The 12,675-nt window shown below is 75.9% G+C and carries 10 protein-coding genes; 3 read left to right on the forward strand and 7 right to left on the reverse strand.

Annotated elements, in window-relative coordinates; all coding sequences use genetic code 11:
- Window positions 1–61 precede the first annotated feature (61 nt).
- The 3 genes from ACFVFR_RS12635 to ACFVFR_RS12645 all read right to left on the reverse strand — a co-directional run bounded on the left by ACFVFR_RS12635 (window position 62) and on the right by ACFVFR_RS12645 (window position 3,708).
- Window positions 62–1,123: an aminotransferase class V-fold PLP-dependent enzyme gene (locus ACFVFR_RS12635; protein ID WP_383700390.1), complete on the reverse strand. Its 1,062-nt coding sequence runs from the start codon at window positions 1,121–1,123 to the stop codon at window positions 62–64.
- 120 nt (window positions 1,124–1,243) lie between these two features.
- Window positions 1,244–2,872: an aldehyde dehydrogenase (NADP(+)) gene (locus ACFVFR_RS12640; protein ID WP_383700692.1), complete on the reverse strand. Its 1,629-nt coding sequence runs from the start codon at window positions 2,870–2,872 to the stop codon at window positions 1,244–1,246.
- A gap of 209 nt (window positions 2,873–3,081) precedes the next feature.
- The gene (locus ACFVFR_RS12645; protein ID WP_383700393.1) at window positions 3,082–3,708 is read right to left on the reverse strand and encodes a TetR/AcrR family transcriptional regulator; all 627 of its coding nucleotides are present in this window, start codon (window positions 3,706–3,708) and stop codon (window positions 3,082–3,084) included.
- A 198-nt stretch (window positions 3,709–3,906) separates the two neighbouring features.
- Between ACFVFR_RS12645 and ACFVFR_RS12650 the strand changes: the two genes are divergently transcribed.
- Entirely contained in the window at window positions 3,907–4,941 is a 1,035-nt protein-coding gene (locus tag ACFVFR_RS12650) for a DMT family transporter (protein ID WP_383700396.1), read from the forward strand.
- Here ACFVFR_RS12650 and ACFVFR_RS12655 read toward each other — a convergent pair.
- The gene (locus tag ACFVFR_RS12655) at window positions 4,889–5,308 is read right to left on the reverse strand and encodes a pyridoxamine 5'-phosphate oxidase family protein (RefSeq protein ID WP_383700399.1); all 420 of its coding nucleotides are present in this window, start codon (window positions 5,306–5,308) and stop codon (window positions 4,889–4,891) included. The two genes, ACFVFR_RS12650 and ACFVFR_RS12655, sit on opposite strands and share 53 nt — an antisense overlap.
- A 464-nt stretch (window positions 5,309–5,772) precedes the next feature.
- Between ACFVFR_RS12655 and ACFVFR_RS12660 the strand changes: the two genes are divergently transcribed.
- A complete protein-coding gene (locus ACFVFR_RS12660; RefSeq protein ID WP_383700694.1) occupies window positions 5,773–7,011 on the forward strand; it encodes a TerD family protein in 1,239 nt (412 codons plus the stop codon).
- Between the two features lie 179 nt (window positions 7,012–7,190).
- Window positions 7,191–7,370, forward strand: a complete 180-nt coding sequence (locus ACFVFR_RS12665; protein ID WP_383700402.1) for a hypothetical protein — start codon at window positions 7,191–7,193, stop codon at window positions 7,368–7,370.
- Window positions 7,371–7,489: 119 nt separating this feature from the next.
- On the opposite strand, the gene ACFVFR_RS12670 is transcribed toward ACFVFR_RS12665, so the two are convergent.
- The 3 genes from ACFVFR_RS12670 to ACFVFR_RS12680 all read right to left on the reverse strand — a co-directional run bounded on the left by ACFVFR_RS12670 (window position 7,490) and on the right by ACFVFR_RS12680 (window position 12,345).
- Window positions 7,490–8,554, reverse strand: coding sequence for an MsnO8 family LLM class oxidoreductase (locus ACFVFR_RS12670; RefSeq protein WP_383700405.1), 1,065 nt, complete (start codon window positions 8,552–8,554; stop codon window positions 7,490–7,492).
- A 474-nt stretch (window positions 8,555–9,028) separates the two neighbouring features.
- Entirely contained in the window at window positions 9,029–10,534 is a 1,506-nt protein-coding gene (locus ACFVFR_RS12675) for an alkaline phosphatase PhoX (RefSeq protein WP_383700408.1), read from the reverse strand.
- Window positions 10,535–10,830: 296 nt separating this feature from the next.
- Window positions 10,831–12,345, reverse strand: a complete 1,515-nt coding sequence (locus tag ACFVFR_RS12680; RefSeq protein WP_383700696.1) for a hypothetical protein — start codon at window positions 12,343–12,345, stop codon at window positions 10,831–10,833.
- Window positions 12,346–12,675 lie beyond the last annotated feature (330 nt).

The raw sequence follows: 12,675 nt of genomic DNA on the forward strand, positions 1-12,675 counted from the left end.
GCGGTGGCCTGGGCCACCGCCGCCCCGCGGCGCGTCTCGCGCCCTTCCCGGCCGGGCGCGCTCAGCCGGCCAGCACCGCCAGCGCCCGGTCCACGTCCGCCTCGGTGTTGTACAGGTGGAACGCGGCCCGCAGATAGCCGGCCCGGCTGGAGACCAGCACGTCCGCCGAGGCCAGCCGCTCCGCCGCGTGCCCCAGCCCCGCCACGGCCACGATCGCCGAACCCGGGGCCGCGACCGGCTCGTGCCCGAGGGCCGCGAGCCCGGTGCGGAAGCGGTCGGCCAGGGCCGCGTTGTGCACACCGATCCGCTCCGGCCCGATCCGCTCGATCAGCGCCAACGAGTGCCGGGCCGCGCTGTACGCCAGGAGGCCGGGGCTCTCGTCGAAGCGCCGCGCCGAGTCGGCGAGTTGGCCGATGGGCCCGTAGCACGAGTCGTACGGCACCTCGCCCGCGACCCAGCCGGCGAAGATCGGCGTCAGGTGCGTCCGGTCGCGCGGGGTGACCAGGAACGTCGCGCCGCGCGGGGTGAGCAGCCACTTGTAGCTCACCGTGGCCAGGTAGTCGAAGTCGTCCGCGCGCAGCGGCAGCCAGCCCACGGCCTGACTGGCGTCGACGAAGGTGCGGGCGCCGTGCGCGCGGGCCGCGTCCCGGATCGCGGCCAGGTCGGCGATCCGCCCGTCGGCCGACTGCACGGCGCTGACGGCCACCAGATCGGTACCGGGCCGCACCGCGTCGGCCAGCTCGGTCAGCGCGACGACGCGCAGCTTCAGATCGGCCCGCACGGCGAACGGGTTGACCAGCGAGCTGAAGTCGCCGTCCGCGACGAGCACTTCCGCGCCCGCCGGCAGCGAGGTGGCAACCAGTCCCGCGTACACCGCGACCGAGGCGCCGGCCGCCACCCGGTCGACGCCGACACCGACCAGCCGGGCGAAGAGTTCGCGGGCCTCCTGGACGGCCTCGAAACCCTCCCGCACGTACGGTCGCCCGACGCTGTACTCGTCGATGGCGGTGCGTACGGCGTCGGCGGCGTCCCGGGGCAGGACGCCGAGGGAGGCGGTGTTGAGATAGGTGGTCTCCGCCGCGAACTGCTCGCGGACCGTGGGCTGCGTCGCCAGGCTCTCCATGACCTCACTATGCGGGGCGCACGCCCGGCGCGTCCATGCCGCATCCGCCCTCCCGTACGCCGCGTGACCTGGCGTGACCGGCCATCGCGCGTCCCGCGCGGCGGTGCGGGCGGGCGGTGGTCAGCCGCGCGGGGCGACGTGTCCGTCCACGCGCCGGGGCAGGCCGAGCGGGTTGTGCGGGCGCAGTTCGGGCGGGAGCAGGGCGGGCGGGGTGTCCTGGTAGACGACCGGGCGCAGCCAGCGGTCGATGGCCGCGCTGCCCACCGAGGTGGTGGTGGAGGTCGTCGCCGGGTAGGGGCCGCCGTGGTGCTGGGCCGGGGCGACGGCCACGCCGGTGGGCCAGCCGTTGACCAGCAGCCGCCCGGCCAACGGAGTGAGCTGTTCCAGGAGTCGGGCGGCGCGGCGCTGGGCGGCGGACACCGCACGGTCAGTCCCGGCGTCCGGCGTCCCGGCCTCGGGGGCCACCGCCTCGGCCGGCGGCGGGAGCGTTCCGCACTCGGCGGCGCTGAGCTGCGCGGTGGCGGTGAGGTAGCCGGGCAGGCGGGCCAGCACCGCGCTGATCTCGTCCTCCTCCGCGTACCGGGCCACCACGGTGAGGGGGCCGAAGCACTCCTCGAGGAGCAGGTCGTGCGGGCCCTCGGCGGCCAGTCGGGCGGCGGGCACGGTGAGCACCCCGGCCCGCACCGTGCCGTCGGCCGAGCTCGGCCCGGCCCCGGCGGCGGGCGCCGGCGCACCCTCGTCGGCCGCGCCCCGCACCTCGGCCAGCGCGGCGCGCTCACGCACCCCCGCCAGGAAGGCGTCCCGCATCCGGGCGTCGAGCAGGACGCCGGGCGGGGTGGCCCCGACCGCCTCGGCCAGGCTGGCCAACACCCGGTCGCCGGCCTCGCTCGCGGGTGCGAGCACCAGGCCGGGTTTGACGCAGAACTGGCCGACGCCGAGCGTCATCGAGCCCGCGAGCCCCTTGCCGATGTCCTCCGCCCGCTCCACCGCCGCCGCCTCGGTGATCACGACGGGGTTGAGGCTGCCGAGCTCACCGTAGAAGGGGATCGGGTGCGGGCGGGCGGCGGCGGCGTCGTACAGCGCTCGGCCGCCCCGCACGGAGCCGGTGAACCCGGCGGCCCGCACCAGCGGGTGGTTGATCAGGGCGACCCCGGCGTCGAAGCCGTGCACCAGACCGACCACCTCGGCGGGCAGCCCGGTGCGCTCGGCGGCGCGGCGCAGCAGCGCGGCGCACAGCTCGGAGGTGGCGGGGTGGTCCGGATGGGCCTTGACGACGACGGGGCAGCCGGCGGCCAGCGCGCTGGCGGTGTCGCCGCCCGGCACGGAGAAGGCCAGCGGGAAGTTGCTGGCGCTGTAGACGGCGACGACGCCGAGCGGCAGCTTGTAGCGGCGCAGGTCGGGGCGGGGCGGGGTGAGCGCGGCGTCGGCGTGGTCGATGGTCACGTCGAGGTAGCCGCCCTCGTCCACGACGTCGGCGAAGGCACGCAACTGGTAGGCGGTACGAGCCAGCTCGCCGGTCAGTCGCGCGGTGCCGAGCGCGGTCTCCGCGTCGGCGACGGCCACCACGGCCGTGCCCTGCGCGGTCAGCAGGTCGGCGGCGGCGCGCAGGAACGCGGCCCTGGTCTTTCGGTCGGCGAGCGCTGCGCGGGCCGCGTGCGCGGCGGCGACCGCCCGGTCCACGGCGGCGGCGTCCGCCTCGTCGGCCACCCGCTCCCGCCGCTGCCCGGTGCGCGGGTCGACGCTCCACACTGCTGGCACGGCAGGCCCTCCCTCGCGCGTACACGCCTGGTCCCGGGTGTCCCGCCCGGCCGAACGCGCACCGTGACAGTGCGTCTGCGGGGACTCTAGGACCGCCGATTCGAGGGGGTCAAGGGTGCGGGAGGCGGGGCCCTCGCGGGCCGGGCGGCGGCTGCCGGCGGGCCGGGACGCCGCCCGGGGCGAGCCCGCGCCGGTGCGGCCTAGGTCGCCGTCAGACCGCGCTGCGCCAGGGCACGGACAGCCAGCTCGCGCGCCAGCCGTACCGGCTCGTCCACCACGGCCAGCCCGCCGAGCACCATGGCCCCCTCGTACAACAACACCAGTTCGTCGGCCAGCCGCTCCGGGTCCGCCGCCGGCGTCGCGCGACACAGTGCGCGCAGGTAGTCGCGGAGCCAGCGCTTCTGCTCGATGACGGCCAGGTGTCCCGGGTGGGTGGGGTCGGGCAGTTCGGCCGCCGCGTTGACGAAGGCGCAGCCGCGCGGGTTCTCACGGCGCGTCCACACCTCCAGCGCGTCGAAGGTGGCCACCACCCGCGCGGTGCCCGCGGCCTCCCCGGCGGAGCGCCCCGCCTCCTCGACGCGGGCCGTCAGCCAGCCGCGCCAGCGCTCGTCTCGTTCCCGCAGGTACGCCGCGACCAGGGCGTCCTTCGAGCCGAACCGGTCGTAGAGCGTCTTCTTGGTGACCCCCGCGCGCTGGGCGATGAGATCGACGCCGACCGCGTTGATGCCCTGCCCGTAGAACAGTTCGGCCGCCGCGTCGAGCACCCGCCGCGCACCGGGCGTCAGCGCCCGCCGCGCCGGTGCCCCCGTCGCCTCGCCGTCTCCCATGCCACTCGCCTCCCGCTCACGCACCACAGCTGGTCGCCGGCCCGGCCCCGCTCCGGATCGTGGGTCGCGATCACGCCCCACGACTTGACGGTAAACCGATCTGTTTAGTGTAGTGGGGGCGGCAGGTAAACAGATCGGTTTACTTCCGGGTGCCGGGCGTCCTCCCGCGCGCCCACGACCCGAAGGAGCGGACACCCCATGCCCATGCCCAGCGCGATCGGCTCGGCGGCACTGGCCAGTGGCCTGGTGGTGATGTGGAGCTCGGGCTTCGTCGGCGCCGAGCTCGGCACCCGCCACGCCCCCGCGGACACCCTGCTGATGTGGCGGTTCGTCGCCGCCGCCGCGCTCCTCGGCGTGGCCTGGCTGGTCGTACGCCGCCGTCGGCTGCCCGCCCGCGCGCTGGCCGAGCAGGCGCTGATCGGACTGCTCTCCCAGGGCTGCTACGTCGGCCCCGTCGTGTGGGCCGTCGGACTCGGCGTGCCGACGGGCACCTGCGCGCTCATCGCGGCCCTCCAGCCGCTCGCCGCCGGGGCGCTGGCCGGCCGGCTGCTCGGCGAGCGGGTGCGCGGGCGACAGTGGGCGGGGCTCGGCGTGGGGCTGGTCGGCGTCGCGCTGGTCGTGCGCGGCGACCTCGCCGGCGCGACGGCCCCCGGCTGGGCGTACGCCCTGCCGTTCGCGGGCATGGCGGCGCTGCTGGCCGCCAGCTTCCTCGAACGCCGGGCCCACGCGCCGCTCTCGCCCACCGACGCGCTGCCCGTGCACTGCCTGACCAGCGCGCTGCTCTTCTCCGCCGTCGCCGGGACCACCGGGCACGCCGACGCGCCCGCCACGGGCGCCTTCTGGCTGGCCGTCGGCTGGGTCGTGCTGCTGTCCACCGTCGGCGGCTACGGCTTCTACTGGCTGAGCCTGCGCCGTGACGGCGTCACCCGTACCAGCGCGCTCATCTACCTCACCCCGCCGACGACGGCGGTGTGGGCGTACGTGATGTGGGGCACCCGGGTCGGCACGCTGGGCCTGCTGGGCATGGCGGTCTGCGTGGCCGGGGTGGCGGCGGCCACGATCGGCCGCCGGCCCCGGCCCATCGCCGCCCGGCCCCTGGACGCGGGGGCCGACGCCCACGCGGCGGACCCGGACGCGGGCCCCGGGCCAGGTGTCGGCCCCGGTGGCGCGGCGGACCCGGTCAGGTTCCCGGGTCGGCCGAGCGCCACCGCTCGGTGCGGAGCCGGAAGGTGACGAGATCCGACGCGTGGGCCAGCATCCGCGCCACGTACTCCGCGACCCGCTCCGGCGGCAGGTACCGGGCCGTGATCGCGGACAGTTCCTCTTCCGTGGCCGGCTCCACGGCGACCACCGGCCCCTCGACGGTGACGTACCGGTACGTCGGCTCGGTGCGCTGCACCAGCAGCGAGAAGCGGCCCGCCGTCGTGATCAGTCGGGCCTTGCGCGAGCCGCGCTCGGTCATCACCCGTACGTCGCCTCCGGGTTCGTACGCGTACCAGACCGGCACGTTCAACGGCGCGCGGTCGACCTCGGCGACGGCCAGGGCCGCCACGTGCGGTTCGGCGAGAAAGCTCTGGCGCTCTGCCACGGACAGGGGCATCCGCGTCCTCCTTACCTGGGTGTGGGGGCGCGCCCCCACGTCACCGCGCTCGCGTGGGGGCGCGCTCTCACACGGGTGCGTGATCGCGTGGGCGGGGCCCGCGCCGCCGACCGGTCGGTGGGCCGTGCGGGACGGGGCGTGCCGGCGGGTCGGCTGACGGTGTGTTCGCCCCGGTGCGCGGCGGGCCGAGGCGAACACCGAGGCCAGCGCGCTACCCGGGGCGACTATTTCCACCGCCGACCACCGAGGGCGAGATCGAGCCACCACCGGACCCGCCGGGGCGGGCGGGAGCCGGACCGCGCGCGGCGGGTCCCGCCCGCGCGCCGGGCGGGGTCTGGCGGCGACCGTGCGGCGGGGCGGACCACGTCCGGGCGGTGCGGGCGGACCACGCCCGTGGGGTGGGCCGGACGCGCTGGTCAAGGAACCGTAAAGCGCGCCCGGTCGTTACCCGGGACATGACCGCTATGACACCCGGCTCGAACCTCCCTCTCCCCGTCCCCCGCGTGACGGTGGACGTCACCGCCCCGGTGCGGCTCGACGTCTCGGGCCTGCTGCTCACCGCCAACGGCAAGGTGCGCTCCGACGACGACTTCGTCTTCTACAACCAGCCCACCGGGCCCGGAGTGAGCCACCGCGCGGCGGCCGGCGGCGCCGGCGACTCGATCACCGTGGACACCGCGGCCGTGCCCGCCGACATCGAGAAGATCGTGGTGACGGCGAGCCTGGACGCGCCGGGTGCCACCTTCGCCGGCACCGAGCCGACCGCCACCGTGCGCGGCGCCGACGGCGGTGCGGTCATCGCGACCTTCACCCCGCCCCAGCTCGGCGCGGAGACGGCGCTGGTCGTCGTCGAGGTCTACCGACGGGCGGGCGCGTGGAAGGTCCGCGCGGTCGGCCAGGGGTACGCGAACGGCCTGGCCGGCATCGCCACCGACTTCGGCGTCAGCGTCGAGGAGCCCACGGCCCCCGCGCCCCAGCCCGTCGCGCCCCCGGCCCCCGCCGCGCCCGCGCCGGTCGCCGGGTTCCCGGCGGCCCCGCCCGTACCGCCGGCCCCGCCGACCCACGCGCCGCCGCCCGCGCCGCACACCGCCCCGACCGCTCCCCCGCCGCCCCCGGCCGGCGGCGGGAAGATCAACCTCGACAAGGGCCGCGTCAGCCTCCAGAAGAACCAGACGGTCTCCCTGGTCAAGGGCGGTCGCCCGCTACTGACCTCGGTGAAGATGGGGCTTGGCTGGGAGCCCGCGTTCCGCGGCAAGGACATCGACCTGGACGCGTCCGTCATCGCGTACGGTGCCAACCGCAAGAAGATCGACGCCTGCTTCTTCGGCAAGCTCTCCATTCTGAGCGGCGTGATCCAGCACTCGGGCGACAACCTCACCGGCGAGGGAGGCGGCGACGACGAGGTCATCACGGTGCACCTGGGCGGGCTGCCGCCCGAGGTGACCGGCCTGATGTTCACGGTCAACTCCTTCTCCGGCCAGAAGTTCACCGACGTCGCCAAGGCGTACTGCCGGCTGGTGGACGCCGGTACCGGGGAGGAGCTGGTCCGCTTCGACCTCACACACGCCGAGCCGCGCACGGGCGTGCTGATGGCGAAGATGATCCGCCAGTTCAGCGGCGAGTGGGAGATGACGGCGCTCGGCGACTACGTGGACGCGCGCACCGTTCGCGGCATGGTCAAGCCCGGCGGCGCCGCGCTCTGACGCCCCGCGCCGTCGCCCCCCGCCGTCGCCCCCGCCGCCGGACGGAGCGGCGGGGGCGGCCTGGAGTCAGACCGTCCCCGGGGCGGGCGCGGCGCGCGGGGCGATCAGCTCACCGGGCCGTCGCCCGCGCGACATCCGCCGTGACCCCGATGTCAGTCCCCGGCTCTAAGGTGTTGAGCATGGTTCCCACCCATCCCCCGACCCCTGGCCCCCGTTCACCCGCCGCGCTCGCCAACGAGGCGATCCGGACGTACGTCGCCGAGCGGCGCTCCTGGTCGCCCGCGGAGCTCCAGGAGCTGGACCGGCTGCGCGCGGCGTGGTGGAAGGCGATACGCGACGAGGTCGTCGCGGCGGCCTGAGCCGTCGTTTTCCCGGCCCCCGCTCCCGACCGTCGCCCCTCCGGCCCGGTCTTTTGCCCCGCCCCCGGACAAGCCCGCGCCGTCGGCCGACCGGTGCCGGCTCACCCGGCGTAGGTCGCTCAGCGCGCGGCGGCCAGCGGGAGGGGGCCGTGTGGCCCGGGCGTGGCGCTCGTCGGCCGCTCGCGCGCGTCGGGCAGGTGGGCGAGACGGGCCAGGCGGCGGTAGGAGTCGAGCATGCCCTCGCGGTCGTAGCTGCTGGTGGTCACGAGGACCTCGTCCGCGTCGGTCCGGGTGATGAGGCCCTCCAGCGCCGTGGCCACCTCGTCCTCGGTGCCGTGGACGTGGCCGAGCATCGCCTCCTCGAACCGCTCGCGCTCGCGCTCCGTCATCGACCGGGCCTCCGTCTCCTCGGCCGGCTCCAGCGGCGGGAACACCCCGTGGGTACGCGAGTAGGCGAGCGACCACGCCTCGGGCACCAGCAGCCGCCGAGCCCGCTCGGTGGTCTCCGCGACCGCGACGGTGCCGGCCACCACCACATGGGGGCGCTCGGCCTGGGCGGAGGGACGGAAGGCGGCCCGATAGCGCTCGACGGCCGCCAGCATCCGCTCCTCACCGACCACGGCCGCGATCACCAGCGGCAGCCCCGCCTCGGCGGCCACGTCCGCGCCGGCCCCGGTGGCCAGCACGAACGCGGGCACCCGCAGCCCCTCGGCCGGTCGCGCGTGCACCTGGGGGTGCGCCCGCTGCCGCCCGGTGAAGTACCCGAGCAGCTCCGTGAGCTGGGCGCCGAAGGCGGCGGCGGCGTCCTTGTCCCGGCCCAGCGCGCGCCGGACACCGTTGGTGAAGCCCACGGACCGGCCGAGACCCATGTCGATCCGGTCCGGATACAGCGCGGCGAGCACTCCGAACTGCTCCGCGACGACCAGCGGCTGGTGGTTGGGCAGCATCACCCCGCCGGTGCCCACCCGGATGCGCTCGGTGGCCGCCGCCACCGCCGCGGCCAGCACGGTCGGGGCCGAGCCGGCGACGCCGGGCACGCTGTGGTGCTCGGAGACCCAGAACCGGTGGTAGCCCAGCTCCTCGGCCAGCTGGGCGAAGGCGACGGTGTCGCGCAGCGCCTCGCCCTCCGCGTGCCCCCGCCGGGTACGGGAGCGGTCGAGGACGGAGAACGGGGTGCTTGTCACGCGTGAGGTCACACGGGATTCAACGTCCTGCGCCGGCCAGGATTCCCGGTCCGCCCTCCGGCCCGTCACGCGGGCCGCCCCTCTCCCCCCGGGGCCTGCCGTGACCCGCGCACGGGCCGGCCCCCGCTCGTACGGCCGACCCCCGCTCGTACGGCCGACCCCCGCTCGTACGGGGAGCGCCCCGGAGCCGGCCACCCGGCACCCTCGCGAACGCGGCCCCGCACGGACCGGCGCCCACCCGGTTGAGGCCCCGTACGGACCGGTGCCGACCCGGACGAGGCCCCGTACGGCCGGGGCCTTCCGCGGGCGAGAGGGCTCGGGAACGGGGTCGCTCGGGGACCAGATAGCTCACGGGCCAGCCCCTGCGCACCGGAGAACCGCCGCGCGGAGACGGCGCCCGTCCCGCCCGGCACGCCGGGGCGACGCCGGGCGGGCGGGGGACGAAGCGAGCCGGACGGGCCGAGGCCCGGGGGGTCAGTCGCGGTCGTGGCCGTGCCCGTGGCCGCGCGGTCGGTGGGGCTGGCGGCGCCACGGGCCGGTGATCGCGAGCATGATGCCCGGCACCTGGATGTTCGCGTACAGGGTGTCGCCGTCGGGCGAGAAGACGACCCCGGTGAACTCGCTGAACGAGGGCTTCTCGGCGGTGCCGATGTTCAGCTCGTTACGGGCGATCGGGTAGGTCTCGCCCTTGTCCGTCGCCCCGAACAGGTGCTGGATGCCGTCGCCGTCCTCGGCGATGACCAGACCGCCGTACGGGGAGACGGTGATGTTGTCCGGGCCGTCGAAGGCGCCGTCCTTGTCCGGGTCCTGGTTGACGCCGAGCAGCACCTTGAGGGTGAGCGTGCGCCGGCGCGGGTTGTAGAACCACACCTGGCCGTCGTGGGCGACGGGGCTCTCACCACGGGCGAAGGAGGCCACGATGTACGCGCCGCCGTCGGCCCACCACATGCCCTCCAGCTTCCGCGCCCGGGTGACCTGGTCGTCCCGGAACTGCTTGCGCACCGAGACCTTCCTCGCGTCCCGGTCGGGCACGTCGATCCAGTCCACGCCGTAGACCGTGCCGACCTTGCGCGCCCGCGAGAGGTCGTCCACGAACCGGCCGCCCGAGTCGTAGCACTGCGGCGCCTGCAGGACGCCCGCGTCGTCGGCGAGCCGGCGCAGGGCGCGGCGGCCGGCCGAGAAGCCGTGCGGCGGGACCCAGCGGTAGAACAGGCCGTTGGGCTTGTCCGCGTCCTCGGTCAGGTAGAAGTGACCGCGCCGCGGGTCGACCACCACGGCCTCGTGGGCGTACCGACCCAGGGCCTTGATCGGCTTGGGGTCCCGGTTGGCGCGGACGCTGGCCGGCTCCGTGGCGGCGTGGTGGCCGCGCGGGTGGTCGAGCGGGTCGACCTCGAAGACGTAGCCGTGGTCCTTGGTCATGCCGTTCTGGCCGGCCTTGTCCTCGGTCTCCTCACAGGTGAGCCAGGTGCCCCAAGGGGTCCGGCCACCCGCGCAGTTGGTCGCGGTGCCCGCGATGCCCACCCACTCGCTGACGTGGTCGCCGTGGCGCGAGACCTCCACGACGGTGCAGCCGCCGGAGGCCGCCGGGTCGTAGACCAGGCCCTCGACCAGCGGCACCGGGTGCGGCCACTTGGACCGGGGGCCACTGAGCTCGTGGTTGTTGACCAGCAACGTCGCCCCGCGCGGGCCGGCGAAGGTGGCGGTGCCGTCGTGGTTGGACGGGGTGGACTCGCCCGTCTCCAGCGTGGTCTCGCCGGTGCGGGTGATGACGCGGTACGAGAAGCCGGCGGGCAGCGCGAGCAGGCCCTTGGGGTCGGGAACGAGCGGCCCGTAGCCGAGTTGGGGCCGGTGCCCGCGCTCGCCGCCGTCCGCAGCGATCGCGCCGGGGGCGGTGGCGAGCACGTCAACCGTGCCGACGAGGGCGACACCGGCACCGGTGTACGCGGTCTGCTTCGCGAAGTCCCTGCGGGTAAGCGGCATCTTCATCTCCTGGTGGCCGGATCTGTCCGCCTGACATGCCGCGGCCAGGTTTCCGCCCGCGACCGAACACCAGTTGAACGGGGCGCGACATCGGCGGGGCCGGTTGGCCGTACCGTTCCCCCGGAGGGCTCCGACCACCGCCCGGACCCGCCACTCCCCCGCGCCGTGACGGGGCGGAGGACCACCGAGCGGGCCGCGATCCCCACCGTCGGGACGACATCCGGCCACCCGTCGGCCGGGGCCCGGGCACCCGGCCCGGGGCCCGAACGGTCAGCCGGCCCGCCGGGCGGCCGGACTCAGTGCCGCGAACGGGCCTTGAAGGCGGCCTTGCGCGCGTCCTTGGCGGCCTTCTTGTCCGGGTGCAGCCGCCCCATCGCCTCCAGCACCTCCACCGTCGCCGGGTGCTCGACGCGCCAGACGGAGTCGAAGAAGCCACTGCTGCGGTCCACCAGGCCGCGCACCAGGTCGCGCAGCTCCGCCGAGTCGCCGCCCGCCGCGAGCTGGGCCGCGATGGTGTCCACGGTCAGCCAGAAGACCATCTCCTCCGACGGCTCGGGCACCTCGGACGCCCCGTGCTCGGCCAGCCACACCCGGGCCAGCCCGCCCAGGTGCGGGTCCGCGAGCACCGCGCGCAGCGCCGGTTCCGCCTCCGGGCCGACCAGGGTGAGGGTCTGCTGGCAGGTGAGGCGGCGCAGCGGGGCCTCGGGGTCGTTGCCTCGGGCCGCCGCGAGGAGCTCGCTGGCGGCGGGCTGCGCGGCCCGACCGGTCAGCCACCGCTCGGCCTCGGCGCGGGCCGCCGCGTCCGGGAAGTAGGGGAGGGCGGCGAGCAGCGCCTCGGCGTCGGCCTCGGCCAGTTCGCCGACGAGCGGGGCGTGTACGCCGGCCTCCAGCATGCGCGAGCGCACGGCGTACACGCCGAGCGGGGTGAGTCTGACCATGCCGTAGCGGGCGACGTCCTCGTCGTCCACCTCGGCCTCGCCGATGCCGCGCCGTGGCTCGGCGACCTGGCCTTCGCCGTCCACCTCCTCGATGAGCTCCTCGTCGAGGGGGCGGTAGTCGACCAGGCCGGTGGGGGCGAGCATGCGGAACTGCTCGTCCAGCCGCATCATCGCGTCGGAGACCTCTTCGAGGACGGCGTCGGTCGGCTCGTCCATGTCGTCGGGGACGATCATGGAGGCGGCGAGTGCGGGCAGCGGTACCGCGCGGTCGGCGGCCCCCTCCTCCAGCGCGGTCAGCAGGTAGAGGTTGCCGAGCACGCCGTCGAGGAAGTCGGCCTCCTCCTCGGGGCTCCAGTCGAGCGCGTCCAGGTCGAGTTCGCCGCCGCCGTCGAGCTGGTCGACGAGGTCGGCCAGGTCGGGAGCCGCCGCGTCCGCCAGGACGGTCTCCAGGCCGTCCAGCCACAGCTCCAGCACCTCGCGCGGGGCGCCGCCGACGAAGCGGGACAACTCCTCGCCGGGGCGCGCGGTGCCGGCCGGCTCCGACGCCTCGGCATCCGGGGTGGCGCCGTCCGCGTCCGGCGAGGCGTCCTCCTCGGCGCCGTCCACCTCGACCAGCCCGATGTCCAGGGCGAGCTGCCAGGCCTCGGCGGCGTAGCCGGGGCCGTCCTCGTCGTCGTCCAGGCCCAGCTCCTTGACCGCCGCCCGCAACTCGTCGACCAGGAGCTCACCGCCCGCTCCCACGGGCCGGTGCGGGGCGGCCCAGCGAGCGAGCCGCACCGCCTTGACGAACAGCGGCGCGCTCAGCGCGTCCCGCGCGAGCTCTGCCTCGGTGTGCAGCATGACCGGCGGCATGGTGGGGCGGTCTTCGGGCATCTGCTGGGTCATCTCCTTGGGGGGTCCCTGCCGTACGGGTCGCGTCACGGCACGGTGTCCCAGCGTAGACGGATTCCCCCGGAGCCATCCGGTTCACCTGTCCGACGGCCACCGGCCACCCGGCGAGCCTTGACAACACCCTGACGCGCGCACGAGATTGACGCGCGTAGACCTACGGGTTCACGACCCGCCCACGCCCCGGAGGCCGTCCCCCTGGCCGGGCGCCTCGCCGACCGCTCCGGCGGGGCGCCCCCGTACGCCCGTCCCACCGTCCCCGCCCGCCCGCTCCGCCGCCTTCACACCGTGCGCACACCTCGCGCACCGCGTACA

Origin of the sequence: Streptomyces sp. NPDC057702 (assembly GCF_042799315.1) — a bacterium.
Taxonomy (GTDB): Bacteria; Actinomycetota; Actinomycetes; order Streptomycetales; family Streptomycetaceae; genus Streptomyces.